This is a genomic window from Limimonas halophila (assembly GCF_900100655.1).
GTDB lineage: Bacteria > Pseudomonadota > Alphaproteobacteria > Kiloniellales > Rhodovibrionaceae > Limimonas > Limimonas halophila.
In genome coordinates, this window is sequence record NZ_FNCE01000001.1 from 554,907 (window position 1) to 580,956 (window position 26,050).

Here is a 26,050-nt window from a genome sequence, read left to right on the forward strand (position 1 = left end):
CGCCGCCGCGCCCGCGTCCAACTGCCTCGTCCCCCGACCCCCGCCGCGGGCCGGCACGGTGCTGCCATGCCGGCCCGCGGTCTGTTGTGGCCTTGGCGCGCCCACCTCGGCATCCTGCCGGAACGGGCGCGGCCGCGGCCGGTTCCGCGATCGGCCGCCCCAGCCGCGGGGCGCCTGACGCCCCGCTCGCGCGGCGTTCGGATTGTCACAAGCGGCGAAGGAGATGCGCATGGCCCCGCAGCGCGGAGGTGCAAGCCGCGATCCGGTCCGTCTGGCCATTATCGGCCTGGCGGCCCTGGTGGTGCTGATCCTGGTCATCGGGTTCGGGGTCGTGCGCGACGCCGGCTTCTTCGGCATGGCCGACCCGGTGCGATCGATCGTCTTCCCGGATCTGAAAGGCCAGCTGGAGCGCGTCGAGCGCGTGGAAGTCGCTGGCCCGAAAGGCGAGGTCACGCTGACTCGCGACGGGGATGGCTGGTCCGTCGTGCAGAAGAATGGCTACCCCGCGCAGGCCGAGCAGATCACCGCGATGCTGAACGCGATCACCGGCATGCCGGCGCTGCAGCGGTTGGATACCGGGGAAGCGCAATTCGACGGCCTGGGCGTGGCCGCGGACAGCGAAGAGGGCACGCGCGTCACGCTGTCGACCGGCGAGGGCGAGCGTCTGCGCACCATCCTGATCGGCATGGAGAAGGCGGCGCCGGGCGCCGAGGACCTTGAGGCATATTACGTACGGGCGAGCGACAGCCAGACGGTCTGGCTGGCGGACGCGGATTTGGCGTTCCCCGCCGATCCGATGGCCTGGCTCGATACCGAGGCCTTCGCCGTTCCCCGCGCGCGCATCCGTGCCGTCAAGACGGCGCCGGCCAGCGGCCAGCCCGTGCACATCCGCCGCGACGGGCCGGAAGACGCCACCTTCGCCGGGGTCGGCCTGCCGTCGGACATCGAGTTGGAAGGTGACTGGGTGCTCGGCGAGCTTGTCGTGCCCTTCCAGTCCGTGCAGTTCTCGGACGTGCGGCGCGCTGACGAACCGCTCCAGCCCGGGGGTGACGAGCAGGGTTACGTTACCACCTTCGACGGCGTGAAGATCTGGTATACCCTCGAATCGCGCGACGGCGGGCAGTGGGCGCGCTTCGCCGTGGAATCCGTCGCCAAGACCACCGCCGACGCCGAGCAGGGCGCGGCAGAAGACGGCGAAAACGGGCCGCCCGTCACGGCCGAAGACCTGAACACGCGCCTCAGCCGCTGGCAGTTCCGCCTGCCCGAGTTCCACGCCCAGCGCATGAGCCGGTCGATTGCCGACCTGCCGCGCAAGGGCGTGGGGGCGACCGAGGGCGCGACGACAGCGCCGGCGGACGCGGATGCCGAAGGCGGCGGCGACTGACCAGCCAGCCGCGGGTGTGCCGTCCGGCCGCGATCGCCACGGCGCGCATCCGGCGACGGAGGCCCGTGACGCATCAGAGCGGTGCGGCCTTCGGCGTCCCCGGGGCGTGAGGATCGGGCAGGGACGCACCGGCCGCCCATCACGATCGGCGCTTGCGCCGCGGTGCCCGGCCGCCCAGCCAGTTGGTCAGGCCGGTGATCGCCAGGGCCACCGCGGCCAGGCCGACGAGGTCCACGACGAGCACCCCGGCGGTGCCGAAGAGCCGGCCGCTGTGCAGGTCCAGCAGCAGGCGCGACCACGGAATGTGTGGGCGCCCCGCCAACTCAGCGAGGCGGGCGCGCACCTCGGCTGGCGGCTCGCCGGGCTGCGACCAGGTGTCGGGGCAGGACGTCTCGGACCAGGAGACGACGCCCGGCCCGGCGCGGTGGCAGCCGTTGGCGGTGCGCAGCACCACGCCGCCGTCCTTAGCCCGCGCCAGCGCCGTCGGTTCGCCGGGCAGCGCCGCCGCGCCCAGACTTTCCACCAGCCGGCCGTCCGGGGTCAGCAGCACCAGGGACGTCGAACCGGCGGCGACCAGCACGCGCGCGCTTGCCACCGCGCCGACGGGTGGCCCGGCGATGTCGGTCACGCGCTCGCCGTCCAGAACCAGCGTGCCGCCGGCCCAGCCGAGCCAGCGCCCGTCCACGCGGTAGGCGCGTGTCCGCGCCGCTGCGTCGTCGTGATACAGGCGCAGCAGCCAACCCCGGTGCAGCTCGGCGTCATCCAGGCCCAGGGTTGGGCTGTGGTTGATCAAAACGCCCGTCACGGCCAGCAGCACCAGCACCGCGCCGGCCGCCAGCCCCACCCAGCGGTGCAGCTTCAGGTTCCAGGCGCGCAGGCGCTTGCGCCGCCGGTCAGCTCTCGCCATCGCCGCCGTCCGCGCCGGTCACGGCGCCGTGTAGGACGAGCGCCATCTCGGCGATGTTGGTGAGCGCGCGCACGCTCAGCGTGGCGCCGGAGATGCCGTCGATGTAGCGGTCCAGCCCGTCGCGCGCGGCGTTGAGCGTGGCGCCGTCGAACTGCTGGGTGAAGAAGTCCTCGCGCACCTCCCAGCCGCGGCTTTCCCGGTAAATCAGGACCTTGATGCGCTGCACCGCGCCGTCCTCGACGACGACGCCGGTGGTGATGGGTTCGTGCTTGCCGATGCGTTCGAGGATCCAGGCCGTGCGGTCGCCCCGCTGCCAGTAGCGCATGCGCAGGCTGTTGGGCTCGTCGCCCAGCACGCGCTTGAGCCCGGCTTTCACCTCGCCGGTGATCCAGAGCACCTCGTCGCTCGGCGGCTCGCCGTCGAAGGCGCCGGCGATGAAGGCGTCCGGCTCCTGGTACACGTCCGCCGCCCACGCGGGCAGGGCGAGTGCGAGCAGCGCAAGCCCGATCAGAACCGGGCCGGTCGGGACGGAACGCATGACGGCCCTCCTTCGGGGGTTCGGGGCCGGACGGCGCGGCCGCCCGGCCCGCATGCGTGGTCAGAACTGCAAGCCGAGGGCCAGGTTGAAGCTGCCCTCGTCGTCGCGGCTGTCTTCGTAGGTCTGGTGGGCGTAGTTGGCCTTCAGGACCATGTTGGGATCGAGCCAGTAGTTGGCGCCGACGTTGAACTCGGTGAAACGGCTGTCGATGGCGTCGCGGCCCGCCTGATCGTCGATCATGGAGACGCGGCCGAAGACGCCCAGCTCGCCGGGGCCGACGTTCTGGAAGGTGTAGCTGGGCTGCAGGTACCAGCCCCACTGCTCGTCGCGCCCGAAGCCTTCCAGCGACACCGTGGACGCCGTGCCGTCCTCGTCGAAGTCGATCTGCTGCTGCACGTCGTCGTGGAAGTCCCAGCGCGCGTACATGGCGCGGAAGCCCCACGGCCCGCGTTCGATGTCGGCGTGGGTCTCGAACAGCGTCGCCTCGACGTCCTCGCGGTCCTGGGTCACGTCCTCCTGGTACTGTCCGGTCGCGGACAGCGTCACGCCCGGCATCCCGGTCCACTGCAGGCGCAGCGTCCCGGCGCCGGATTCGGCCGTGGCGTTGGAAGCGGACTGCGTGGACGCGGCGGCGTTGAAGGCGTTGCCGGCTTCGCCGCCCTCGGCGCCTTCCGCGCCGGTCAGCGAGGCGTCGAGCCCGGTGTGGATCATGGCGTCGTAGCTGAAGCCGCCGCCGAGCTGACCGCGCACGCTGGCCGAGGCCTCCCACCAGGTGGTGGGCAGGATGCGGCGCTCCACGATGGGCCGCTGCGTGCCGTAGAAGGTGTTGGGCTCGTGGGTTTCGTTGATAACGCCCACGGGGATCAGCTCGACACCGCCGCGCACCTCGTGGTTCTGGGCGATGTCGTAGGCGGCCCAGAGCTGCTCCAGCTCAACCTCGCCCTCGCTGTCCTCGCCGCCGAAGACGAGCGCGTTCTCCACTTCCAGTTCGGAGAAGAAGCGCAGGTCCTCGTTGAACTGGTGGCCGACCTCGAGGACAAAGCGCTTGGCGGTGGCTTCGGCGTCGCCGTTGCCGACCTCGCCGCCTTCGCCGCCTTCCAGGGCGTTGTCCCCGATGTAGTGGACCTCGCCGTAGCCGCCGATCTGGGTGTTCTCGAACCAGCCGGACGGCCCCTGGCGGGCCTCCTTGGCGACGTTCTGAACCATGTCGCCGGTGGCTTCGACCTTGGCCTCGGTCTCCTTCTGCTCGCCTTCCAGCTGGTCGATCCGCTCCTGCTGCTGCTGGATGATCTCCCACATCCGCTCGCGGGAGGGCAGGTCGTCGGTCTGCGCCCGGGCCTGGCCCGCCGTCATGGCGGCGGCGACCAGGGCCGAGGTCATCAGCAAGCTGCTGCGTCGCATGGGATACCCCCTTGGTTGTAGCGCCCGCCGACCGTGATGGCCGGCGCGCGCCTCCGTAATGCGAATGCGACGCATTTGCAACACGCCTTCTGTCCGGTTACAACCCGGCTGTGGCTTGCGGCGGACGCGCCGCGCACCGGGGCATGTCCCGCTTTGACGCGGGGCGCCGGAGCGTGCCGCGACCATCTTGAGAATGCAAAGCATTTGCAATAGCGTCCCGAACGCCGGGTGGCCGGATGGCCGGCCGGCGCGGGGAAGGGGGAGCCCATGACGCTGCACATCGACCAGGAAAGCGCGCCCGCGACGAGTCGCCTGCGCGCGTTGCTGCACGCCGGCGCGCCCATTCCGGTGATCGACGCCTACGACGCGCTCTCGGCGCGCATCGTCGAATCGGCGGGCTACCGGGCGATCTGGGCCTCGGGCCTGGGTATCTCGGCGTCCTTTGGGCTGCGCGACAACAACGAGGCGTCGTGGACGCAGATCCTCGACTCGCTGGAGCTGATGGCGGAGGCCACGAGCGTTCCCATCCTGGTCGACGGCGACAGCGGCTTCGGCAACTTCAACAACGTCCGCCGCTTCGTGAAGAAGATCGGCCAGCGCGGCCTGGCGGGCGTGTGTATCGAGGACAAGGCTTTCCCGAAGGCCAACTCCTTCGCCGAGCGCACGCACGAGCTGTGCCCGGCTGGCGAGTTCTGCGGCAAGATCCGCGCGGCCAAGGACAGCCAGCCTGACGACGACTTCGTCGTGGTCGCGCGCACCGAGGCGCTGATCGCCGGGCACGGGCTGGACGCGGCGCTGGCACGGGCGGAGGCGTACCGCCACGCCGGGGCGGACGCCATTCTCGTCCATTCCAAGGCCACGACCGCGGAGGAAGTGGCCGCCTTCGCCGCCCGCTGGGGCGGCCGCGCGCCGCTCGTCGTCGTGCCCACGACCTACGCGGATACGCCGGCTGACACCTTCCAGCGCATGGGCGTGTCGCTGGTCATCTGGGCCAACTTCACGCTGCGCGCAGCCATCCAGGGGATCGAGAACGCCTGCGCCGCCCAGCAGGCGAACGGCGGCGCGCCCGAGCCCGGCGACGCGCGCTACGCGCCGCTGAAACGCGTCTTCGAGCTGACCGACGAGCAGGAGCTGCGCGCGGCCGAGCAGCACTACATGCCCGCCGCCGAGGACGGTCCAGCGCCCGCGCGCCTGCGTGCAGCCGGGTCCTGAGGGGGCAGGCGATGCACGAACCCGGTGCGCTGCTCGACACGCTCGCCGCCCACGGCGTGGATTTCGCCGCCGGAGTGCCGTGCTCGCTCCAGGGCGGGGTGTTCGCCGCGCTGGAGCAGGGGCGCGCGGATATCCCCTATGTGGCTGCCAGCGGCGAAGGGGAGGCGGTCGGCATTGCCGCCGGCGCCTGGCTTGCCGGGCGGCGGCCGGCGGTGCTCCTGCAGAACTCGGGCCTGGGCAACACCGTGAACCCCCTGGCGGCGCTCACGCAGCCCTTCGGGATTCCAGTGCTGCTGTTGGTGTCCTGGCGCGGGCAGCCGGGCACGGGCGACGCGCCGCAGCACGCCGTCATGGGCGCGGCGACCCACGCGGTGCTGAGCGATCTGGGCATCGCGCACGAAGAGCTGGCGGAAACCCCGGACGGCGTGGCGGCGCAGCTCGCCCGCCTGACGGCGTGGATGGACACCGAACGGCGCAGCGCCGCCCTGATCGTGCCGCCCGGCCGGATCGCCGAGCACGACGCGGGCACGGCATCACGGGTGAGCGCGGTCGCGGACGCGGACCCCGCACGCCGGGAGCCGGCCCCGCACCGGGATTTTCGGGCCGGCGGAGCGCCGCCCGCTCGTGCCGAGACCCTCAGGGCCGTCGCCGAAACCTTGCCGCCGGAGGCCGCCGTCGTCGCCACCACGGGCAAGATCGCACGCGAATGCTACGCGCTCGCCGACCGGCCGCGGAATTTCTACGTCACCGGCGGCATGGGCAGCGCCGCCGCCATTGGGCTGGGCATCGCCCGCGCGCAGCCGGCGCGGCCGGTCGTGGTGCTGGACGGCGACGGCGCGGCGCTCATGCGCCTGGGAACACTGGCGACCGTGGGGGCACAGGCCCCGGCGCGGCTGACCCACGTGCTGCTGGACAACGGCGCGCACGATTCCACGGGCGGGCAGCGCACCGCCAACCCCGGCGTCGACTTCGCCGCCGTCGCGCGCGCCTGCGGCTACGCCGCCACGGCCGCCTGCGACACCCGCGACGGCCTTGCCGAGGCGCTGCGCGCACCGGACGGCCCGGCGCTGGTCCATGCGCACGTGGCAACCGGGGCGCTGCCGAAGCTGGGCCGCCCACAGGAAACGCTGCCGGAGCTGGCCGCGCGCATGCGCGCGCACCTGACCGCCACGGAGGACTCCCCCGATGCCTGACGCCGCATCCGCCCGCGAACCCGCGCCCGACGCCTCGGCCGCGGCCGAACCGGGCGGCTGGCCCGCCGTGAACGTGCCGCGCTCGCACGCGCCCGGCGTGGTCTGGCCGGCCGTGCCGGACTGGCGCCAGGCGGTGGTCCTGGGGCTGCTGCACCAGTTCAACCAGGCGCAGTGGTGGTCGCCGGACGACCTGTGGCACTGGCAGCGCGCCCAGGCCGCGCGGCTGATCCTGCACGCCCAGAAGCACGTGCCCTTCTACCGCAAGCGCCTGAAGCGGGTGCCCATCTTGCGCGACGGCACCGTGCCGGAAGGGGCGTGGCGCCGCATCCCGTGGCTGCGGCGCGAGGACATGCAGAATCAGTACGAGGCCCTGTGCAGCCAGGCGATCCCCGAAGGCCACGGGCGCGTGTCCGCCGTGCATTCCTCGGGCTCGACCGGCCGGCCCATCAAGGCGCTGCGCACGCAGCTCTCGGTGCTGTTCTGGGAAGCCTTCACGCACCGCGACCACGACTGGCACGGCCGCGACCGCAACCAGACGGTCGCCGTTATGCGCCACGCGGGCGAGGGGGACGACCCCTATCCCGAGGGCACGCGCGCCCGCAACTGGGGCAAGGAGCCCACGGCCGTCTACGACACGGGGCCGTGCGTGGCGCTCAACCTCAACACGCCGTTGGATCAGCAGGTGGAGTGGCTGCAGCGCCAGCAGCCCGCCTATCTGCTCACCTTCCCCTCGAACGTCGAGCGCCTGGCCCGGCACTGCCTGGAGACCGGCGCGCGCATCCCGACGCTGCGGCAGGTGCAGCTCATCGCCGAGGTGGTGCGCCCCGAGCTGCGCGAGCTGGTGCGGGCGGCCTGGGGCGCCGAGGTGGTGGACACCTACAGCTCGCGCGAGGCCGGGTATCTGGCGCTCCAGTGCCCCGAGCACGAGCACCTGCACGTGCAGAGCGAGGGCGTCATCGTCGAGGTGCTGAAGGACGACGGCACGCCCTGCACCCCCGGCGAGATCGGGCGCGTCGTGGTGACGCCGCTGCACAACTACGCCATGCCGCTGATCCGCTACGACATCGGCGACTACGCGGAAGTGGGCGAGCAATGCCCGTGCGGCCGGGGGCTCCCGGTGCTGCGGCGCGTTCTCGGGCGCGCGCAGACCACCTTCGTGCTGCCCGACGGCAGCCGGCGGTGGACGCTGCTGTCCAGCGGCGAGATCCGCGAGCTGCTGGCGATCGGCCCCATCCGGGGCTATCAGTTCGTGCAGACAACCACGGACCATGTCGAGGCGCGGCTGGTCGCCGACCGCGCGCTCACGACCGACGAGGAAGAGCAGGTGCGCGGCTGGCTGCGCCACAAGCTGCAGCATCCCTTCGCCGTCACCATCGCCTATCGCGACGAGCTGCCGCTGACGGCCGGCGGCAAGTTCTTCGACTTCATCTCGGAGGTTGCCGCGCCATGACCACACGGCGGACGCTTCTCGGCACGCTCGGCGGCCTCGCCGGCGCGGCCGTGTTGCCCTGGCCGCTGGCGGCGGGTGAGCGCGCACGCCGCGAACCGCTGACGTTCATGGGGGTGTCGGGCCGCGTGACCCTGGCGGACCCCGGTGACGGCCGCGTCGAGGCCGCGCTGGCGCAGGTGCGCCGCGAGCTGCGGCGCCTGGAAGCGGCCGTGAGCCTCTACGATCCAAACAGCGAACTCTCGCGCCTCAACCGCGACGGCCGGCTGGCCGGGGCCTCGCCGGCGCTGCGCGCGGTGCTGGACCGGGCGTTGGCGGTCGCGCGGGCCACGGACGGCGCCTTCGATCCCACGGTGCAGCCGCTGTGGGAACTGCACGCGCGTTTCTTCCGCGATGCGAACGCCCCCGCGCCCCCGCCGCAGCTGCTGCGCGAGCGCGCGGCCGGGCTGGTCGATCATCGGCGCGTGCGCGTGGACAGCGATGGCGTGGCGTTCGACCGGCCCGGCATGGCGGTGACGCTCAACGGCCTGGCGCAGGGCCGCGCCACGGACCTCGTCACCGAAACGCTGCGCCGTCATGGCCTGCACCGGCACCTTGTGGATCTGGGCGAATTCAGCGCCCGCGCCGGAAACGACGGCGAGCCGTGGCGTGTGGGCGTGGCCGCGCCGGCGGGCGGGCGGCTGACGCTGGTGCGCACTGTCCCGCTGACGTCGGGTGCGCTCGCCACCTCGGCAGGCTACGGCACACCCTTCGACGCCGAAGGCCGGCACCACCACCTCTTCGATCCCGCGACCGGCGGCAGCACCACGCGCCACGCCAGCGTCAGCGTCACCGCGCCCGACGCTGCCACCGCGGACGCGCTGTCGACCGCCTTTTCGGCCATGCCCACGGGCCGCATCGCCGCCGTGGTCGCGGACCGGCCGGGGCTGGGCGCGCTCGTCGTGGATCACGCCGGGGCGGTAGAAACCTTCGGCCGCTTTGCGGCGGCGTGACGGGCTCAGCATGGCCGACGACGACGCGCCCATTCTGCTGACGCCGGGGCCGCTTACGACCTCCGCCGGCGTCAAGGCGGCGATGGACCGCGACCACGGCTCGCGCGATCCGGGATTCCTGGCGCTGACGCAGCGCGTGCGCGAACGCCTGCTGCGTGTCGTCGGCGGCGATCCGGCAACGCACGCAGCCGTGCCGCTCGCGGGCAGCGGCACCACGGCCGTGGAGGCCATGGTGCTATCCCTCGTGCCGCCCGACGGGCGGCTGCTGATGCTGGTCAACGGCGCCTACGGCGAGCGCATGGCGCAGATCGCCCGCGCGGCCGGTCGCGACGTGACGACGCTGACCTGGCCGGAAGACAGCCCGGTCGATCCCGGGGCGGTGGACGCGGCGCTGGCCGCCGATCCGGCCATCGGGCACGTGGCCGTGGTCCACGTCGAAACCACCACGGGGCTGGAAAACCCCCTGCATGCGATCGCGCGCACGGTCCAGGCGCGGGGGCGGGCGCTGCTCGTGGATGCGGTCGCGAGCGTCGCGGCCACACCGTTGGATTTGCAGGAAACGCCCGTCCACGCCCTGGCGGGCACGGCGAACAAGGGGCTGCAGGGCGTGCCGGGGCTGGCCTTCTGTGTCGCCCGGCGCGATGCGCTGGACGCGGCGGACGGTCGCGCGCCCAGCCTCACGCTCGATCTGGCCGCGCAGTGGCGGCGGTTCCAGCGCGATGGGCAATGGCGCTTCACGCCGCCGACGCACGCGGTCGCGGCCCTGGATCGCGCCCTGGACGAGCTGGACGGCGAGGGCGGCGTGCCGGCCCGCATCGCCCGCTACCGCGACAATTGCGCCACGCTGCGCGCCGGCCTGCGCGCGCGCGGGTTCGTGCCGCTGCTGCCCGACGCGCACCAGGCGCCCACGATCGTTACGGTGCACCGGCCGCCCGAGCTGGCGTTCGATGCGCTCTACGACGGTCTCGCCGCGCGCGGATTCCTCATCTATCCGCGCAAGCTGACCGCGGCCGAAACTTTCCGCGTCGGCTGCATCGGCGCCATCGGCCGCCGCGAGATCGAGGGATTCCTCATTGCGCTCGACGACGTGACGGCGAGCCTGCGCCCATAGCTTGCAGTTGGACGCCGCCGCGACCCCATGCACTCGGATGGGCGAGCCGCGCACACCGCTCGGATCGACGTACCTGATCGGGATTACAAGTTGACGAATGCCGCGCCGACAACCGCGCTGGCATCACTGACGCAGGCCATAAAAATGGCTGGGGGACCAGGAAGCGCTCCCTCCACCGATAAATTCTTTGTTTTTCAATTTCTTAGCGAGTTGGTCCATCCTTGTGTGGACAAGCGCTGTGGACTCCCGCTGTGTCATTGCCACGTCCCCTCACTGGGTGGCTTATTCGTGATGCGAAGCCCATGGCTAGGACTACCCAGAGTACACGGTAATTGATGGCGCAAAGTTAGAATAGCTCGTTCGGGGTCTCGATAACGTTGCGGGCGACGTGCGGGGTGACGCCCTGTTCGCGCAGCTCCGCCACAAAGTCCTTGGTGTCGTAGCCTTTGTCGGCGCCGAGCGTTCGCCTTGCGTGTCGGGCATGTGCAGCGCGGCCATTCTCTTCGTAGGCGGGGTGCGCACGTCCACGACGCGACCGTGCCTGTTCTTGGTGAACACACGATCCATGTAAGCGAGTCCCGATGTTTGGCCCGCGGCTTTGTGGAACAGATGTAAACCCGGATCGGCGCTCGAGCGGCTGGTGGCGTTAGAACGGCGTTCGCCGCGGAAAAACTCCGCCCATGTTGCACGGGTCGGTCGCCCCGCAATCCCAGGTCCGTAACCGCAGTTGTCGTTCCCACTCTCACGATCGACTGGATAGAAGTTCCCAACCAACACCTAAGCTTGGATCAGCGCGCCGCCGACCGAGCGATGGTCCAAACTCAACAGCGCCTTCGCGCGCTCATTCTCCAGTACCACCGTAAGAAGTTATTCGTTATTTTGACTCAGAATAAGTCACATATCGCGGCTGGGGATGTTGTGCTCCTGGGCGCCCTCGGCACCCACGGCGTCCGCGTAGATGGCCGTGGTGCTGAGCTGCGCGTGGCCGAGCCACTTCTGCACCATGTTGAGCGGAATACCGGCCTGCATCGCCGCCACGCCGAAGCCGTGGCGCAGGCCCTTGGGCGTGGCCTGCGGGCCGTCCAGGCGGGCCTCGTGCATGACGGCCGCGACGTGCCGCCAAGCGGTCGGCCGGCTCCACGACCATAAGCACACGCCGCGCGCGACTGCGCCGCTGCAGTTGGCGGACGTCGTGCACCAACTCCAGCGCGTCGAGCACACTGGTTGGCACGGGCACGGCCCGATACACGGCAGACCGGCGCTCTTCAGCCGTTAGGTGCTTTCGCGGGCCTTGGGCGTCGTAGAGTTCCAGGTGGGCGGGCGCGTGGTCGGTGCGCGCGGTCATGTGATCTCCGTGTACGCATGCCGCGCCTTTACGGCCGCCGCATGCTGCAGTGCGCGCAAGGCCGCCTCCGGGTTGTGGGTCGGCATTGAGGGAGGGTGCCGATTGGCCCCGTAAGTTAGTGATGCACATGACTTTCCAGGGGTTAGACGCTGACGCCGATCGACACGCAGGCGCTTCTTTGTGCTTCACGCGGAGGCTCTCGCGGTTACATACGACAACAAGGCGCCCGGCAATTCCGCCCGGCGGAATATTGGCCGATACCCAGCACACACCTCCCCCGCGTTTTTTCTTCCGCAGCGCAAACGGGCGGCAGGCATCTGCGCGGTCGGCAGCAGGCACAGCAAGCATCAGCAGAGCGCGAACAGCAACTGCGAACGAGCGCCAGGGCGGGGGAGGACCCTTCGCTAGACCCGGCCCATGTGATCCTGTTCGCGAGGTGGTGGCGAGCGCCGGGCACTGCTTGCTCTCGGCACGTTCAGGCTGTCGGCCGCGGCTCGCCGGCGGGCATGGTGCGCGTTGCTTTCAGGTGGCTCGCTGCAGCGCTGTCACCGGCACCGGTGGAAAACGCGGCTGGCAAGGCCAGCGTGGTCGTGGCGGAGCCGATGCTCGCCAAGGTGTAAGCGCGATCGACCCAGTCCGGCCGCGCCGCGCGGGTGTCAGCTGACCGCACTGCGCCGTCCTGCGGCGCGTCCAAGATCGCGGGCAGCGGGGCGGCTTTTGTATTCGGGGACAGCAAGGTGCGCCTGTCGCGCAGCTTCGAGAAAGTGGGGAAGGGCAACAAGGAGAACGGGGTTGGCGATCCGTGTCGCCCCCTTCGCCACCACGATGAAGAACCTTTGTGCACGCGCATTTTCCTATGCGCTTCCCACCGCTGGGAGATGAAAGTGTATTCGCTTCACTCACCGGCCAAGGGCTTGTGCCAGAACGTTCCTGGCGTTTCGCTATGACATCTTGGGGAGCTCCCTTCGGAGACGCTCGTGGGACACGTAGGGCTTTGAGAGGGTGGGTATGCAGAGTTCGAACGGTGTTCATCAGGCTGCATGGGGTTTTCCAGATGCAGTGTGACGACGTGACCCAAGATCATGGCTATGTTTCTGCTTTCCCTGAATAATTCGACTTTTTGCTTGATGAATGAATCAACGCGTGTGGTGATTCAGCGGCTCTCGTGGATTAGGGTTGACGGAAATTGAAAACATAATATAGATCAATTATTTATGAGCTATGATTTTGATAGGCTGCATTTTGCAGATTCATCAACGAATCGAGCGACCTCTTTATTAATTCAGGTAGACGCGTTGTTTCTGCATCACTGATGCACTGTGTTGACAAGATAAAGCTGCGCTCGAAGCCGTCTGAGCCGCCTAGCGAACGAGGCGATCAGGGCCGGGTCTAGCGCGTGCCTGCCACCATCCAATCGCTGCATCTCGCGCTGATGCGAAACAGCCACGTAAGCGCTTACTGGGGCGCCTCTGGCTTTCAGGGGCGGGCCCCACGTAGCCCCCAACCCCCAAAGGCCCCTCAGCGGCGAAAAAATCGGCCCTGGCGGGCATCTCTGCGCGCGATCAAACCCCGGCTCTAGTAGCCGACGCAGCGAACGCTGCCATAGCCGGTCGGGAAGCACTCGATGTCGACGGTCGGCGTGGGCGGCGTCTTCCGGGGCCGGGCCGGCGTCATCTCCGGCACCTCGGCCTGATGAATGCCGTCCCTGGCCGAGACCTCCAGGTAGAGCGATCCGTTCCGGCCGAAGCTGTAGCTGACGCTCGTATTGCTGCTCGGCGCGTCCCAGATCCCCTGACAGCCGGCGTACGAGCCGTCCATGCTCTCGAACCGGAGCCGGCACAGGGAATCGTCGACCCAGGGCCTAGCCGCGAAGGTCTCCGCCAGGGCCGGGTGCGAGAACGCCGGGTCGGTCTTCGACGTCTCCGGCCAGGGCGTGTCGGCGAGGGCCGGGCCGAAGGGCAGGGTGAAGGCCAAGCCGAGGGCGAGGGCATGCCGAGAGCGTGATCGGTGCCGGGGTAAGCTGTCCATCCATCATTCTCCTGTCGGTGAGGGCTTCCAACCTTGCGGCGCGCAGCGCCGCGCACAAGAAAGATAGATCCGTCAGGATCTATCTTTCTTGCTAGTCTTCTTAACTCTCTCTTACTTTCTTTCTTCTATAAGAATCTCTAATAGTATATTTATTATATAATATAAGAGTATCTTTATTATATAGTATCTAGAATGTGCGCACGCGTGTGTGTGCGAGCGCGCCCACGCGCGCGAACGCGCGGGGTTAGTGTAACCCCGATCGCGTCGGCCGGGGAGGAAAATCTCGGCCGGCATTCCGGCCGCCACCGACGTGACCATCGACGTTGCCACCGTCGGTATCGTCTCCGCTGTGCTCGCCGAGGAGCTGGAAGCTCGCCATCGACGCCCACGCTTGGATCAGCGTGCCGTCGACCGAGAAATGCTCCCGGCTCAACAACGGCTTGCCCCGCTCGTGCTCCAGGATCGCGGTGAGAAACCGTTGCTCCACCTCCGTGGCGACCAGCCGCTCACGGTTCTTGGCGTAGACGCTGGAATGCCAGACCGCATCCTCGATCCCCAGGCCCACGAACCAGCGGAGCAGAAGATCAAAGTCGAGGCGCTCCATCATCTGGCGCTCGGACACAAAGTCGCTGGCCGAAGGCCAGCTAACAGATGCCGTGGTGCAGCTGGAGCACCAGCGCACGCATCAGCCACTCCGGGGGAATGCTCGGCCGTCTGCGATCGCTATAGATCGCTTCGAACGTCGGCGACAGTTCCTTGAGCGCGTCATCCACCACGCCCCGGATCACCCGCAGCGGATGATCCAACGGCACCCGTTGTTCCAGATCCACGTAGCTGAACAACGCCCCGGACCGGCTGTCGTCTCCGCGCATGACGTGTCCCCCTATGACCCCTGCTGACCCTAGGGAATCACGCCTAACCCGCATCGTCAGTACGGATTTTAAAGCAAACTGTTAATAGATCACAAAACAGGTTCTGCACCATGATTCCAAAATACCATGACTCAGATCGAAATTTTATAGCAATGACAACCGTTTATTCCGCAAATGTCTATTCGCTTTTCCACGCTGAAGTCGATGTAATCGGCGACAATGCCGAGGGTGCAATCGCCGACAACAACACTGGAATGCTCATCGAAGAGATGAGTAAGTACGTTGGGGCCGAAAAGAGCCTGTTGCTCGACTGGCAGTACGAGGATGGCTGTATGCAGCTTCAGCCCGTCAAAGTTCCCGAAGACTACGAGGCTCCTGGCTTCTCGCAGATCGTCAGCTCGAACCAAGCGTCCAAGGCCGAAATCGAAGCGGCCCACGATCTCTATGGAGAGGACGGCGACTTCGAGGTGAACGTGGACAACAACGCGCAGCGCAGCGAAGCCGACGACGCTGTATGGGTTCAAGTCTGGGTACGCGTTCCAAACGACCATATCCGCGCCTGATCCTGACGACGAGGATCGTGTGCGCTCTGCAGGCCGTGTCGTAAAACTGCCGGGCCGAGCCGACAGGGGCGTGGCCCGGCATGTTCTACCACGTCCGGTCACTCGCTGATGCCAAAATCAACCGACTCCCGTGCTTCTTGGAAAGCGTGAAACGCACCTTAACTCTCGTATAATGGGTGTTCGACAATCGAGACAGCATTCGTAAAGCAGAACTTACATGCGCATCCCCCGGAACAGTGTGATCGCCGGTGTCACCGCTTCTCGTGTGAAGAAGACAATACAGAGCATCGGCGAGCAGCGGGCCGCGAGCACCCCCGAACTGGGAAGTCGCCTCGGGCTCACAGAGCCCAAGCTGAGCCGGACGCTCCTGGACCTGGCGCGGCAACGGTTCCTTGTCTACTCCGTGCACAGCCAGGGGCAGGATTGGTGGACTGTAGGGCAGGGCGGTCTCCGCCTCGCCTCTGCCCGGATCGGGAACCCGATCACACGCGCGCAAGCTGACAGGCTGCTGGAAGGTGCTGTCGGGGCGGCCAGGGCGATCAACGCAGATGACCGCCATGCCTACCTGGTTGAGCGTCTAGCCGTGTTTGGCAGTTATCTTCAGCGTGATGCGGACGAGCTCGGCGATCTTGATGTCGCTGTTTCCATTACCCCTAAGCCAAATCCGCCAGGACGCTCGCTGATGCGCGAAGCCAAAGACCGCTTTTCCGCGCGCTCCTGGTCCGAGCGCGTGTACGCGCCATACCGCGAGGTGCTGCAAAGCTTTCGCGCCGTTGGCCAGTCGCTGTCGCTTCATGCGCTGGAGGAGATCGCTGCACTCGGCTGCACTTACGAAGGCGTCTATGCCTACGATGGTGAAGCGGGCCGCGAACTCGATCCCGCGGCGGTCGCCTGGCCAGACGAACAAAAGGCACTGGCCATCGAGCCGGACCCCATCATTATCCCGATGTCACCGGCCTGCATTGCGCCCCGGCCGGCACCGCCCGCACCGACAGATCCGGACGCCGGTCGTCCCCTGCGGCCGCCCGACCGCAAGGGAGCGCCGGCAAGCCAGCTTGATCTCACCGTCCAGCACCAGTGGGTGCAGGGTTATCCCGTCTCGGAAATCCGGCAGTTCCACGCTTCCGGCCTCGACGCCTGGACGGATGACCGTCTTCGAGCCTGCATCGCCAACCTCTATGACGCACAGTGAAGGCGCAGCCCCCTGCATTACCTGCTATCGGCTGGTGCGAACCCTCAGATCGCCTGTCGCCGCATCAGCTCTTAGAGATCGCAACCGGGCACCGGTTTAGCCCCGTGCCGAAAAATGGCGCGAGTAGCGGCCGCTGGACGTGGATGTCACCAGTGTGCAGCAGGCTCCGAACACTTGGCGCCAGGGCGCACTCACGCTGCTGCGTTCAGCAATCCTGCAATCCCGGATTTGTCAAGCCAGCCAACCCATTTGTCCAGAAAGATCAGGTAATTCTGGAGCGACACCCGCAACACCAGACTATCAGTAGGCGAATTCGTATCGCGGTCGATTCGCCTGCTAACGAAAGCGAGCATCGCGACTTCGTTTTCTCTGGCATGCCTTCCCTCCTTGTCCAAGTATACGACGCCACCATGAGCCAGCGCGTTGCGAATGATACTTGACCACTGATTGCATGGCATTTCATTCGCGGCTTTCTCAGCTTGTTCTGTGCCCAACTCTTGAATCAATTTGAAATCAAGGCCGTGACGGAGACTGGGACTCTTATCAGAGCTGCGTTTTGCCGACGCCCAACTGTTTTTTTCGAAGAACGGAGCGTTTTGGAGCTGGCCTCCGCCTAAGCCCCTATTGATCGCGTCAGTGAGGGATTGGTCCAGGCCACGGTCATCGATGGATGTTGGGTTCCCCCTTCGGCCTGTGCGGTCAATCAGCTCGATGGGCAGCAGCACGATCGGGGTGGACATCGCAAGCACGAAGGTCGCGGTGAGTGTACCGCCATCTGGGTCTCGTGGGTCGTGGATCGTGTCGAGCTGATGCCAAAGACGGTTGATCAGGTGCAGGCAGCGCCGCGGGACATCGCGGCTGAAGTGCTCGGGCTCGGCCATGGCTGCAGAACCAATGCTGTATAGGGACGCGCCAGCGTTTCCTCGCTGGCCAGGCACAGCCATCCTGGGTCGCAGACACCATCGGCGTCCATGCCGGCGTTCAGCTATCGGCATCCAAGCGCGTCACGTGGTGGGGAAGGAACCACTCGCGATGACCATCCTCAAAGACGAGCAACATCCTCCCACCCGCCGGACCGATCTCAGCGTGTCCGACAGCCCCGGCGCGCAGCAGCGGCACGTGGCTCGTCACGCGATACCGGCGAGCGGCCGGGGCCGCATCGGAGGAATTCGGTTCTTCCGCCCAGCTGAGAGCGTGGGTTCCGTCAGCGTTTCGGATGAGGCTTAGCGGGTACCGCACCGTTCTGAGGTGTTTGCGGTCACAGCAGGCTTTCAGCCCCATCCGCAGGGGAACCTAATAGCCCCACCCGATCAGCCCAGCGGGGAGGTGAACCGCCCCGAGCTTCCCGAAGGCTTCAGGATTTGGGAGACTGGAGCCTATGGGAGCGAACACGACGAGAAAGCCGTACCCGGCGGAGCTGCGCGAGCGGGCGGTCCGCATGGTACGCGAGCAGGAGGGAGAGTACGCCTCGCGATGGGCGGCGCTCACCTCGATCGCCGGGAAGTTCGGGTGCAATCCGGAGACGCTACGTGGCTGGCTGCGCCAAGCTGACCGCGACGATGGCGTCGCGACCGGCGTGACGACGGCACAGCGGGACCGCATGCGGGAGCTGGAGCGGGAGAATAAGGAGCTCCGCGGGGCGAACGAGATACTGCGCAAGGCGTCGGCGTATTTTGCCCAGGCGGAGCTCGACCGCCGATCCAAGTCATGATCGCGTTCATCGACGATCACCGCGCGGTCTACGGGCTCACACCGATCTGCTGGCAGCTGGCGATCGCTCCGTCGACCTATCATGCCCACGCGGCCCGGCGGGCCGATCCGTCCACGGCGCCGGCGCGGGTGCGGCGGGACACATGGCTACGCGCGGAGATCCGGCGGGTCTGGGAGGAGAACTTCCAAGTCTGCGGCGTGCGCAAGGTCTGGCGGCAGCTGCTGCGCGAGGGCTTCGTGCTCGACGCGCTGGAGCAGGCGCTCCATGCCCGCCAACCGGTCTCGGGTTAGCAGACCCTCGTTCACCATAGCGATCGCGGCGTTCAATATCTGTCGCTGAAGTACACCGAACGCCTCGCGGAGGCAGATATCCAGCCGTCGGTGGGCAGCGTCGGCGACAGCTACGACAACGCCCTCGCGGAAACCGTGATCGGGCTCTACAAGACCGAGGTGATCCGACGCCGTGGTCCGTGGCGGAGCCTGGAAGCCCTGGAGCTGATGACCCTCGAATGGGTCGATTGGTTCAACCAGCAGCGTCTCCTCGAACCGCTCGGCCACATCCCACCCGCAGAAGCCGAGGCCGACTTTTTCGAGCGAGACAATCAGGCGGCCATGGCCGCCTGATTGTCCAAACCCCACAGCCTCCAAGGAAGCCGGTACAGTTCAGCGTCGTGTATAGCACCCGAAGTGGATCGTCGGACCCAAGATCGCTTGCATGCGTAGAAGCCGAAGCGGTCCCCCGGCCTATGCGGGCGGTGAGCGCCCACTTTTGGCGATGGGCGGGAAGCTGCCCCCAGCGCCGACCGGTATGCGGGCACGGCGGATGGTCCACCGCGGATCGGGCAAGGGGCGCGGCGATGGGGCTTCGGGTGAAGGCCATGCTGCCGGATAGCGTTTCCTGGCCCGTGCGTGGCCGCTGGGGCTGATCCGGGGCTTGGGGGCTGTCATCCCAGCGCCCGGCACGCAACGGGTCTCAGCGGGCGAAAAATCGGCCCCCACGGCGATTTCCCCGGCCGGGGCATCTGCGGGCGTTGCGGCGGGTGGGTGATCGGCCGTGCCGGCATCGGCGGCGGGGTGCGCGGCAGACGGGGCCGGCGCTGGCTTGTGCCCGGTCGCGGGGGGAAGGCCCACGCGTGGTTTGGCCGGGGTGGTGGCGGGCGCTTCGGCGCCGAGGGGCAGGCCGGTGGAGGCGTCGTGGAGATCGGCGCGGAAGCCGGTGCGGGCGACGGCTTGGATGGCGCGGCGCCAGCCCTGGGAGATCATCACAGCGCCCTTCCTGGCCTGTTCGGCGGGGGTCTTGCCGAGATTGCGGGCGGCGCGGAAGTAGCCCCAGAGAAGGCCGGGCAGGCCGCCGCGGTTGTTGTCGGTGGGCTGGTTGTGCGACTTGCTTGAGGAGCGGGTGACGTGCCGGCGCTGGCCGACTTTGTTGAAGGCGGTGAGCGCGGCCGGGGTGGCTTCGATGCCCCAGACGATGTGGATGTGTGGGCTTTGCACATGCTGGCTTTGGTCGACGACGATGGCGACGTAGTCGGTGATATCGAAGCCAAGGCGCGCTAGCGCGCGCCGGATGCCGGAGATCACGTTGCGCGGATTTTCGGCTTCGCGCTCGGAGATGTCGTAGGTCGAGAAGACAAACTGGTCGATGGGCTGCGCGAGCAGGAATTCGAGGAGGAGAGCGAGCTCCTGATTGATGGTCAGGTTGCGGCCGCTCGACGGGATCTTGCCGTGGTTCGCCCGGGCAGCACGCATGGGCTTTGCGGCCTTCTCCGGGAGAAAGCGCATGGGAGGGGTCATGGACGAGCGCACAAGGGCGTGGTCGGCAGGGTAGCGGGCGCGGGTCGGTGCGGTGTGCGTTGTCATGCTCGGTCCGGGTCAGTGCGCGTTGCTTGGTTCGTTCGTTCGGTCACTCAGTCGGTCGGCAGAGCTTCAGCCCCCATCCCTTCGGCAGAGCTTCAGTGCCCATCCCTTGGCAGAGAGCTGAAGCAGTCCCCGTAGGGGAGGGCGGATCGAAGTCCCTCTCCTCCCTTCCTCCCTTCCTCCCTTCCTCCCTTCCTCTGCTCTTCCTCGGAGAGTCCTTCCTGCGAGAGAGCGAGAGAGTGGGAGGAAGGTGAGAGCGGGGCGCGAACTCGGGCTGTCTCGGTGCGACGCTTGTAAGCTCTCGCGCTTGCTATGGTTTTTCGTGGTCTGCTGAAGCGCGGCTGCAGAAAAAATATATCCTGGGGAGACGGGCTGAGGTGCCTTCGCGGCGGGTGTCGAGTGGCGCGTGATCAGCGGTCTTATCCTCTGTGGGCTGTCGTGGGGAAGCGACCGGAGCCGGAAGGGAGAACGGCACACACTGGAGCAACAGTGCCCGTCGCCTTTCGCGGTCCACTGGTTTCTGACAGACCTGTTTTCCGGATGACGTGAGAATATAATTAAGCACTGACTGGATCGAGTCAAATTTCGGCGATATGGGAAGCAGATTTTTTGTTTTTTCGATGATCGCATAATTGCAAGAAGAAGCGAGACCCGTAAAGAGATCGCCCTGCGCTAGACCTTTCCCATTTCCCTGTAATCGCTGCAGCGTTAAGAATTTCCCATGACTTGTTGACGGGGGTAAGAAGAAGCCAATATCGGGTAAATGCTTGCTTTTACGTTACCGCGCGCCTGCATTTACAGGGCGCAAGGCAGGCAAGACTGCACCGCTGCACGGGAACCAGCCTGATGAAAGTAAGGCCCGTTTGGGCGGGCGGCGCCGCACATCGGCGTCGACACAGATGCAGCTTGGCTGCACACGCTGAGGGACAGCTGCGGAAAGAGCGGGATCGCCAAGGTGGCTTTGCCGGTGCGCGATGCCTGAGAGAGCCCGTGTCCGTATATGAAGGACTGCGATCAGATCCGGGACCGCAGCAGCGTGAACGAACGCCGAACATCGATCGTTGGGCAACATGCACAGACGAGCAGGAGCAAGTCAGCGTCGATAAGTTCGCATGCACCCCGCTAGGGCCGAATGTGAGGTCGGCAGTTCACGCTGAATCGTTCCCTGAGAGGGTGGAAGTCCGGTATTCTTTCCTGTGCTAGGGGGGTCCTGTTCCGCCGCCTCCTGCTCGGGCGTGACGTGCGGGCTGGGCGCGGCGGCGCCGGGCTTGCCCATCAGCGCGTCGATCAGGTCGCTCCAGCCGTAGGCGCGCAGCACGGCCCGGTCGATCTCGTCGTGGATCTCCTTCGACTTGCCCGCCAGCCTGGGATCGTAGGCGTCTCAGGGGCGGCGGCAAAAATTGGTATGGGACGCAGGTTGGTGCTCAGCCCCCCCTTTCTCCTCCGAAGTGGGCGATATTTTCGTTTAAGTTAGGGGAAAGATTTGTCTTGAAGATTGGTGATTTGCTTGTCAGAATCATCATTATAAAGATTCCACTGCATAAGTGGCTGAGAAGATAGTCAGGGTTTCCTGTAGATGAGCCGCCGGATAGGCGGCGCCTTGGCTGGCGGGGCCAGCCAAGGCGCGTTGCAACGCCCATAGTAAGGGTTTTATGAATACTTGACTCAGCCCGATGCATTGGCATCCTTGAACCAGATCACGGTCAGCAACCGTGCAGCGCACCGAACAGGTGGCGGCCGGCATGGTCATAGCTAAAAAACTGCAGCAGCACAGCAGCAACCACGGAGGGTTGTCGCGCTTTCGAGTGCAAGCTGAAAAATACACCCGGAGCCGGCCTGTGAACACCGGGTCTGCAACCTTTCCTCCTTCATGACGGGTCGCGAAGCACACATGCGTTTTGATCCTGAATCCTTCCCGAGTGATGTCGCCAAAATGGCGAGTGGGAATCCCGATCGTCCGGCCGCTGAGGGAACTGCGTTGAAGCGAGCGCTGGACACGGTTTTTGCCGTTCGTGTGGCGGAAGAACCGTTCACTGTTTCCGACGGTCATGCAGGGGCGTTCATGACCATTCTTCTGAATGCCCATGACACGAAGGCACGGACAGGAGAGCGCCAGCAGCGCAAAATCGACAGCTTTGAGAGCCTGCAAAGCCGTAACGAAGCCAAAGCGCGCGCCGAGCGGGTCACGGCGGATCGTCTCTCGGGCATTATCGCCGAAATCGGCAGCTACCTTCCCAGCGTGCTGGACCCGAGCGTCGCCAAGGTGCCCCCGAAGGTCGGCAGCAAGATGCCGGTGGCCCTCGGCGGACACGCAAAATCCGGCGTCAGTCCGATTTACGCGACGGCTGCGACGACCCACGCCCGCGTTCCGCTCTCCTATGCCGGCAGCGCGGCGTATCTCCCGCTCGCCAAGCTGTTGTGCACCCGCGTCACGGATGAGCGAGGCGAGACTGCGATGCTGATCGAGCGCATCGCGAACGGCGACGTGTTTGCGAATGCGCTGGCGGAACTCGGGGTTCCGGCTGATGCACTCGCGACCGCGGGCGAGATGTACCGCCGCAAGCGCGACCACGGGCTGTCCGACGTCTCCGCGATCGACGGCGATCACATGAAGGCGATGTTCGTGCCGGACGGCGCGGGCGGGTACGTTCAGGTCACGCCCGTCCCGTCGGCGGCGATCTATACAGAATTGCCGCAGCGCATGCGCGAGCGTCAGCAGCGCGGTTCCGACGGCTCCGCGACGGCGTTCGTGCCGCGCACGGCCGTTGTCACCTCAGCAAAGCCGCAAAACGTTGGGCTTCACGTTCAGTACCAAGGCGGCCAGCTGACTCGCATTCGAGCGAGCTATTATCCAATCGAGCACGCTGGCATACAGCGGCGCATCACGACTTGGAAGAACGGCGCCCCGCTCTTCTACGCCGGCTTGCTGCGCGGAAGTCACGCCGTCCAGCGTTTTGCGCGGCTTGAACGCGATCCGGACCCGAGCGCGCCCGGCCACGGGTATTCGACACATGAGATCCGGTCCGCGCTTGATCGCTACGCCGGGGACATGGCGCTCACGCTGGCCAAGTACCTGCGCGATGTCCGCGATGAATGCGCTGCTGATCCGGGCAGTCTGGGCGACAAGGCGGAGTACGCGTGTAGCCCGGCCGTTCGCGACCTCGTGCTCTTCCAGGACCGCGCGGCCACGGACGACGACCGTGAGGCCCTCATACAAGAAGCCCTCCAAGCCGTCTTGCGCGCCCTCATGCGCGTCGATCCCGCGCTCTTCCGAACGCGCGCCCACGACGAGCGTGTGCGCGATCGCTTGACCCGCCGCCTGAAAGCCGCGCTGGAGCCCGAACTCCCATGAGCATCTTCGCCATCGGCCCGTTCACGGCCGCAGATGCGGCCCTGGACAGCAGCCCCGTTGTGGCCGGACTTCCGAGCATCACCGCGCTTGCCGGCGTGGCCGACGTCATCGCGCGGGCGGGTGGGCAACCAGCCGCCAACTTGCCCGTCGCGCTGCTCCTGCACCGCGTGACGCCCCACAGCGGCATGTTCCGCCCCACGCCCCAGCCGAGCGGCGAGCCCGCGGAGGCGCCTGGGCGCCTGTTCGGTCAGGTGCGCGCAACGATTTGCCTCGCCGATCCAGCGGACACGCTGTTCTCCGACACCGTGCGCCGCGCAGTCCAGCGGGCGCGGTTCGCGGGCGCGCGGATGGAAGGCGACGATGCACCCGTCCCGCCGGTTCGAGCATGTGACGATCTCGGCGAAGCGCTGAGAAGCGTGCCGCCCGGCCATCTTTTGGCCGACCGGACCGACATTCTGGAAGATGCCACCACCCATGCGGCCGATCCGCTCGATGCGTTGCTGGACGTGGCCACGCTACACCGCGACGAGGACGGCCGTTGGACCAACCCCTACAGCGAGCCCGAGCCCGGAGTGCGCCACCGGCTGACACCGCTCTCGGTTGGCTTCCAGGCCCTGGAGCCGATCGAGAACGCGAGCGGCCGGGAAGGCACGCGTGAGCCCGAAACCCCGCACGTCTTCGCCGAGGGCGTCGCAACGGTCGCGGAGTTCGTTTCCGCCCGTGCGCTCGCCCGGGCGCCAAGCATCAGCCACGCCGTCTTGTGGTCGTGGCACATCGACCGTCCGACCGGTCTTTTCGTTGTCCGCGGTCGCACGCCGGCCGCTGTTGAAGCCGAACTGGAGGAGCAACTGTGACCACCGTTCCCACGCTGCACGCAAACCTCTTGTCCTATGCGCGTTCGGTTCAGCCGGGCGAAGGGCTGTTCTTCGGCGTCACCGCGGGCGAACCGCTGCTGACCGAGGAAGAACAACTCAACCGCAGCGCCCTCATCCCCGCCGAGGTCGAAGAAGTCTCGGTGCGCGGACAGATCAGCAACTACGTCAGCGATCCCGACAACACCGAGTTCAACATCAGCGAGCCGAACCTGCAGACGATCGACCAAGCCAAGCTTCCGGCCAGTGCTGACCGATTGGTGGTCAAGACCAGCGTCCAGTTCCTGCCCAACAGCACTGCGCCCCACGCCTGCGACAACAAGACCGTCGCCGACAATCTGCAGGAGCTGGCGCGCAAATACCGCGATGTGGGCGGCTACACCTTCCTCGCCAAGCGCTACCTGTGGAACGTGCTGAACGCGCGGTGGCTGTGGCGCAACTTCCTGATTATGACCGACAAGAAGGTGCACGTTCTGGAAGACGGCGTCCGGGTGCTGACGGCCGATCCAGCGCAGCTGGAGCGTGACCACTATCCCGGCGACGATACGCTGGAAGAGGCGGCTCCGGGGGCCGGCGCCTTGGCCGAACGCATGGGCCGCGCCTTGTACGACCCAGAGGCCGTCCTTTCCCTGGAACTGGTGGGCGAGGGCGCGCTGCCCGAGGGCTCCGAGATCTTCCCGAGTCAGGAATACCTGGGCGGCGAAGCAGAAGAGCGGGTGCGCCGCCGGCGTGGCAACAAGAATGCTGGCAAGGTGCTGTCCGCCATCCCCGTCCAGCACGGCAACCGCACGGTTCGCCAAGCCACCTTCCACCCGCAAAAGATCGGCAACGCCATCCGCTGCGTAGACGAATGGCACGGCTCAACGGAGATTGAGTGTGCCATGCCGGCGGACCCCTACGCCGCGCTGACCACGCGCGCCGTCGCGCTGCGCCCGCCCAACGGCGGCTCGTTCTACGACTTCATCACCCGGCAGAACCGGCGCAAGGAACTTTACGCAGCGCTGGACAAGGAGGACCCGGCCGATCCCGATTGCGGCAACGTGCACTTCGTTTTCGCGTGCTTGTCGCGCGGCGGCGTGTTCGGCGGCAAGGAGTAGGGGCGCGATGGAGCATTATCTGGAGTTCCGCTACAGCCGCGACGCCACCACCCTCGTCGAGCCCAACAATCCTCTGTTGGCCCGCAACGTCGTGCATGCCGTGCACTGCCACAACCTCGGCGTGGCGTCGGGTGCGGAGCGGCTGGCCGTGGCGCTGCCGGGGCTGGCGCACGTCACGTGGCGCAAGGATGGCCGGCCGGCGGACCTCGCCGCGTGTCTCGGGCACGTTCGCGTCTTCGGCAGTCCGGACGCGCTTGCCGCGTTCACCGAGCGCGCGGAAGTCGATCGGCTGGTTCAGGCGGGCATGATCCGCACGCCACGCGTGCGCGAGGTCGAGCCGGAGGCCGTGCTCGGCTACGCTGTCTACCGGCGCGAACGCCGGCACGAGGCGACGACCGACGCGGCGATCCTGCGCACGGAAGCACGCTACCAGCGCCGGGCCGAAGCGCGTGGGGAGACGCGCGACAGCATCGCCATGATCCGCAAGCGCCGGCGCGACGCCGGGGCGTTGGCCCGCGGCAAACGCCGGGAAGCGCCCCCGGTCTATCTGGCGATGCAGTCCGGCTCCACGGGGCAGCGGTTTTCGCTGTCCATCGCGCGGCGGGAGGTCACGGCGCCGGACGACGCTTCGGCTGTGCCGGACGTCTATGGCCTTGCCCGCGTGGGCGATGGGACCAATGGCGCACGTTCGCCCGTCGTCGTGCCGGAGTTCGATCCGCGCGGCCCCGGGGTTCGGTGAACCTTCGTGGCTGCGGTGCTCTTGGAAAAGTGGGGCTGATCAGGAGGATGGGCTGGGTCGGCCGGGGACGAAGGGTAACCCCGGCCGTGCGGCCCATGTCCCCGGCATGCGGGCATGATTTTGCCGTGAGCCGCCGCGTAGGCGGCTGAGAAGCTTCCTGGCAGCGTCACTACCGCGGCTGAGCATGTGAGCCGCCGCGTAGGCGGCTGAGAAGCGAGACGCTTCACTTCGTCGACCC

The 26,050-nt window shown here is 67.1% G+C and carries 20 protein-coding genes, 2 pseudogenes, 1 CRISPR repeat array and 1 other annotated feature (1 of these 24 running past the window's edge); of the genes and pseudogenes, 13 read left to right on the forward strand and 9 right to left on the reverse strand.

What is annotated here, in order from left to right; all coding sequences use genetic code 11:
- Nucleotides 1-229: 229 nt before the first annotated feature.
- Complete coding sequence (locus BLQ43_RS02575; RefSeq protein ID WP_176758479.1) at nt 230-1,384, forward strand: DUF4340 domain-containing protein; 1,155 nt, start codon at nt 230-232, stop codon at nt 1,382-1,384.
- Nucleotides 1,385-1,523: 139 nt separating this feature from the next.
- On the opposite strand, the gene BLQ43_RS02580 is transcribed toward BLQ43_RS02575, so the two are convergent.
- Genes BLQ43_RS02580 through BLQ43_RS02590 form a run of 3 tightly spaced genes read right to left on the reverse strand, consistent with a single transcriptional unit; the run spans nt 1,524 to nt 4,230 of the window.
- On the reverse strand, nt 1,524-2,291 hold the full coding sequence (locus BLQ43_RS02580; RefSeq protein ID WP_090018538.1) for a PepSY domain-containing protein: 768 nt from the start codon (nt 2,289-2,291) through the stop codon (nt 1,524-1,526).
- The gene (locus BLQ43_RS02585) at nt 2,278-2,829 is read right to left on the reverse strand and encodes an FMN-binding protein (RefSeq protein ID WP_176758480.1); all 552 of its coding nucleotides are present in this window, start codon (nt 2,827-2,829) and stop codon (nt 2,278-2,280) included. The genes BLQ43_RS02580 and BLQ43_RS02585 overlap by 14 nt, the downstream gene beginning before the upstream one ends.
- 60 nt (nt 2,830-2,889) lie before the next feature.
- Nucleotides 2,890-4,230, reverse strand: coding sequence for a putative porin (locus BLQ43_RS02590; RefSeq protein ID WP_090018540.1), 1,341 nt, complete (start codon nt 4,228-4,230; stop codon nt 2,890-2,892).
- A 267-nt stretch (nt 4,231-4,497) separates the two neighbouring features.
- Here BLQ43_RS02590 and BLQ43_RS02595 point away from each other — a divergent pair, with 267 nt between their 5' ends.
- Genes BLQ43_RS02595 through BLQ43_RS02610 form a run of 5 tightly spaced genes read left to right on the forward strand, consistent with a single transcriptional unit; the run spans nt 4,498 to nt 10,185 of the window.
- On the forward strand, nt 4,498-5,442 hold the full coding sequence (locus BLQ43_RS02595) for an isocitrate lyase/phosphoenolpyruvate mutase family protein (RefSeq protein WP_090018541.1): 945 nt from the start codon (nt 4,498-4,500) through the stop codon (nt 5,440-5,442).
- 11 nt (nt 5,443-5,453) lie between these two features.
- Nucleotides 5,454-6,635 carry a phosphonopyruvate decarboxylase gene (aepY, locus tag BLQ43_RS02600; protein ID WP_090018542.1) on the forward strand — a complete coding sequence of 394 codons (1,182 nt, stop codon included), beginning with the start codon at nt 5,454-5,456 and terminating at the stop codon, nt 6,633-6,635.
- Nucleotides 6,628-8,085 carry a phenylacetate--CoA ligase family protein gene (locus BLQ43_RS14230; RefSeq protein ID WP_143006128.1) on the forward strand — a complete coding sequence of 486 codons (1,458 nt, stop codon included), beginning with the start codon at nt 6,628-6,630 and terminating at the stop codon, nt 8,083-8,085. Before aepY ends, BLQ43_RS14230 begins: the two co-directional genes overlap by 8 nt.
- Nucleotides 8,082-9,074, forward strand: coding sequence for an FAD:protein FMN transferase (locus tag BLQ43_RS02605; RefSeq protein WP_176758481.1), 993 nt, complete (start codon nt 8,082-8,084; stop codon nt 9,072-9,074). The genes BLQ43_RS14230 and BLQ43_RS02605 overlap by 4 nt, the downstream gene beginning before the upstream one ends.
- 10 nt (nt 9,075-9,084) lie before the next feature.
- Nucleotides 9,085-10,185 carry a 2-aminoethylphosphonate--pyruvate transaminase gene (locus BLQ43_RS02610; protein WP_090018544.1) on the forward strand — a complete coding sequence of 367 codons (1,101 nt, stop codon included), beginning with the start codon at nt 9,085-9,087 and terminating at the stop codon, nt 10,183-10,185.
- Between the two features lie 894 nt (nt 10,186-11,079).
- Here the strand turns inward: BLQ43_RS02610 and BLQ43_RS14715 are convergent.
- From BLQ43_RS14715 to BLQ43_RS14795, 3 genes and pseudogenes are all read right to left on the reverse strand, one after another.
- On the reverse strand, nt 11,080-11,406 hold the full coding sequence (locus BLQ43_RS14715) for a tyrosine-type recombinase/integrase (RefSeq protein ID WP_342670358.1): 327 nt from the start codon (nt 11,404-11,406) through the stop codon (nt 11,080-11,082).
- A gap of 1,699 nt (nt 11,407-13,105) precedes the next feature.
- Entirely contained in the window at nt 13,106-13,558 is a 453-nt protein-coding gene (locus tag BLQ43_RS02625; RefSeq protein ID WP_143006129.1) for a hypothetical protein, read from the reverse strand.
- A 364-nt stretch (nt 13,559-13,922) separates the two neighbouring features.
- Nucleotides 13,923-14,430 (reverse strand): annotated as a pseudogene (locus BLQ43_RS14795) (transposase); the annotation flags it as partial.
- Between the two features lie 110 nt (nt 14,431-14,540).
- On the opposite strand from BLQ43_RS14795, the gene BLQ43_RS02640 reads away from it, so the two are divergent.
- A complete protein-coding gene (locus tag BLQ43_RS02640; protein ID WP_143006131.1) occupies nt 14,541-14,993 on the forward strand; it encodes a hypothetical protein in 453 nt (150 codons plus the stop codon).
- A 217-nt stretch (nt 14,994-15,210) separates the two neighbouring features.
- A complete protein-coding gene (locus tag BLQ43_RS02645; RefSeq protein WP_143006132.1) occupies nt 15,211-16,185 on the forward strand; it encodes a hypothetical protein in 975 nt (324 codons plus the stop codon).
- Between the two features lie 191 nt (nt 16,186-16,376).
- On the opposite strand, the gene BLQ43_RS14235 is transcribed toward BLQ43_RS02645, so the two are convergent.
- Nucleotides 16,377-17,066, reverse strand: a complete 690-nt coding sequence (locus tag BLQ43_RS14235) for a hypothetical protein (RefSeq protein WP_143006133.1) — start codon at nt 17,064-17,066, stop codon at nt 16,377-16,379.
- Nucleotides 17,067-17,623: 557 nt separating this feature from the next.
- On the opposite strand from BLQ43_RS14235, the pseudogene BLQ43_RS02650 reads away from it, so the two are divergent.
- Nucleotides 17,624-18,519 (forward strand): annotated as a pseudogene (locus BLQ43_RS02650) (transposase).
- Nucleotides 17,851-17,967, forward strand: a sequence feature (AL1L pseudoknot). It overlaps the preceding pseudogene by 117 nt.
- 120 nt (nt 18,520-18,639) lie before the next feature.
- Here BLQ43_RS02650 and BLQ43_RS02655 read toward each other — a convergent pair.
- Entirely contained in the window at nt 18,640-19,755 is a 1,116-nt protein-coding gene (locus BLQ43_RS02655) for a hypothetical protein (RefSeq protein ID WP_143006134.1), read from the reverse strand.
- Between the two features lie 1,519 nt (nt 19,756-21,274).
- A complete protein-coding gene (locus BLQ43_RS14240; protein WP_143006135.1) occupies nt 21,275-21,802 on the reverse strand; it encodes a hypothetical protein in 528 nt (175 codons plus the stop codon).
- Nucleotides 21,803-21,814: 12 nt separating this feature from the next.
- Here BLQ43_RS14240 and BLQ43_RS02660 point away from each other — a divergent pair, with 12 nt between their 5' ends.
- From BLQ43_RS02660 to BLQ43_RS02675, 4 genes are read left to right on the forward strand one after another with little or no spacing between them, the layout of a single operon-like run.
- Entirely contained in the window at nt 21,815-23,104 is a 1,290-nt protein-coding gene (locus tag BLQ43_RS02660; RefSeq protein WP_090018552.1) for a hypothetical protein, read from the forward strand.
- Nucleotides 23,101-23,958 carry a type I-F CRISPR-associated protein Csy2 gene (locus BLQ43_RS02665; RefSeq protein ID WP_090018553.1) on the forward strand — a complete coding sequence of 286 codons (858 nt, stop codon included), beginning with the start codon at nt 23,101-23,103 and terminating at the stop codon, nt 23,956-23,958. The genes BLQ43_RS02660 and BLQ43_RS02665 overlap by 4 nt, the downstream gene beginning before the upstream one ends.
- Nucleotides 23,955-25,073 (forward strand): type I-F CRISPR-associated protein Csy3, encoded by a 1,119-nt coding sequence (csy3, locus tag BLQ43_RS02670; protein ID WP_090018554.1) that lies wholly within the window; start codon nt 23,955-23,957, stop codon nt 25,071-25,073. The genes BLQ43_RS02665 and csy3 overlap by 4 nt, the downstream gene beginning before the upstream one ends.
- A gap of 7 nt (nt 25,074-25,080) precedes the next feature.
- Nucleotides 25,081-25,812 carry a type I-F CRISPR-associated endoribonuclease Cas6/Csy4 gene (locus BLQ43_RS02675; RefSeq protein WP_090018555.1) on the forward strand — a complete coding sequence of 244 codons (732 nt, stop codon included), beginning with the start codon at nt 25,081-25,083 and terminating at the stop codon, nt 25,810-25,812.
- A gap of 125 nt (nt 25,813-25,937) precedes the next feature.
- A CRISPR array of direct repeats spans nt 25,938-26,050; the repeat unit is 28 nt; unit sequence GTGAGCCGCCGCGTAGGCGGCTGAGAAG; it runs 1,297 nt beyond the window's last position.

Bases quoted from the DNA above. Each gene is read 5' to 3' on its own strand.
- BLQ43_RS14230 (WP_143006128.1), top strand. From the start codon at position 6,628: ATGCCTGACGCCGCATCCGCCCGCGAACCCGCGCCCGACGCCTCGGCC.
- BLQ43_RS02585 (WP_176758480.1), bottom strand. From the start codon at position 2,829: ATGCGTTCCGTCCCGACCGGCCCGGTTCTGATCGGGCTTGCGCTGCTC.
- BLQ43_RS02575 (WP_176758479.1), top strand. From the start codon at position 230: ATGGCCCCGCAGCGCGGAGGTGCAAGCCGCGATCCGGTCCGTCTGGCC.
- BLQ43_RS02610 (WP_090018544.1), top strand. From the start codon at position 9,085: ATGGCCGACGACGACGCGCCCATTCTGCTGACGCCGGGGCCGCTTACG.
- BLQ43_RS02645 (WP_143006132.1), top strand. From the start codon at position 15,211: ATGCGCATCCCCCGGAACAGTGTGATCGCCGGTGTCACCGCTTCTCGT.
- BLQ43_RS02595 (WP_090018541.1), top strand. From the start codon at position 4,498: ATGACGCTGCACATCGACCAGGAAAGCGCGCCCGCGACGAGTCGCCTG.
- BLQ43_RS02665 (WP_090018553.1), top strand. From the start codon at position 23,101: ATGAGCATCTTCGCCATCGGCCCGTTCACGGCCGCAGATGCGGCCCTG.
- BLQ43_RS02605 (WP_176758481.1), top strand. From the start codon at position 8,082: ATGACCACACGGCGGACGCTTCTCGGCACGCTCGGCGGCCTCGCCGGC.
- BLQ43_RS02655 (WP_143006134.1), bottom strand. From the start codon at position 19,755: ATGACAACGCACACCGCACCGACCCGCGCCCGCTACCCTGCCGACCAC.
- BLQ43_RS02675 (WP_090018555.1), top strand. From the start codon at position 25,081: ATGGAGCATTATCTGGAGTTCCGCTACAGCCGCGACGCCACCACCCTC.
- BLQ43_RS02640 (WP_143006131.1), top strand. From the start codon at position 14,541: ATGATTCCAAAATACCATGACTCAGATCGAAATTTTATAGCAATGACA.
- BLQ43_RS02590 (WP_090018540.1), bottom strand. From the start codon at position 4,230: ATGCGACGCAGCAGCTTGCTGATGACCTCGGCCCTGGTCGCCGCCGCC.
- BLQ43_RS02580 (WP_090018538.1), bottom strand. From the start codon at position 2,291: ATGGCGAGAGCTGACCGGCGGCGCAAGCGCCTGCGCGCCTGGAACCTG.
- BLQ43_RS02660 (WP_090018552.1), top strand. From the start codon at position 21,815: ATGACCATTCTTCTGAATGCCCATGACACGAAGGCACGGACAGGAGAG.
- BLQ43_RS14240 (WP_143006135.1), bottom strand. From the start codon at position 21,802: ATGACCGTCGGAAACAGTGAACGGTTCTTCCGCCACACGAACGGCAAA.
- BLQ43_RS02625 (WP_143006129.1), bottom strand. From the start codon at position 13,558: ATGGACAGCTTACCCCGGCACCGATCACGCTCTCGGCATGCCCTCGCC.
- aepY (WP_090018542.1), top strand. From the start codon at position 5,454: ATGCACGAACCCGGTGCGCTGCTCGACACGCTCGCCGCCCACGGCGTG.
- BLQ43_RS14235 (WP_143006133.1), bottom strand. From the start codon at position 17,066: ATGGCCGAGCCCGAGCACTTCAGCCGCGATGTCCCGCGGCGCTGCCTG.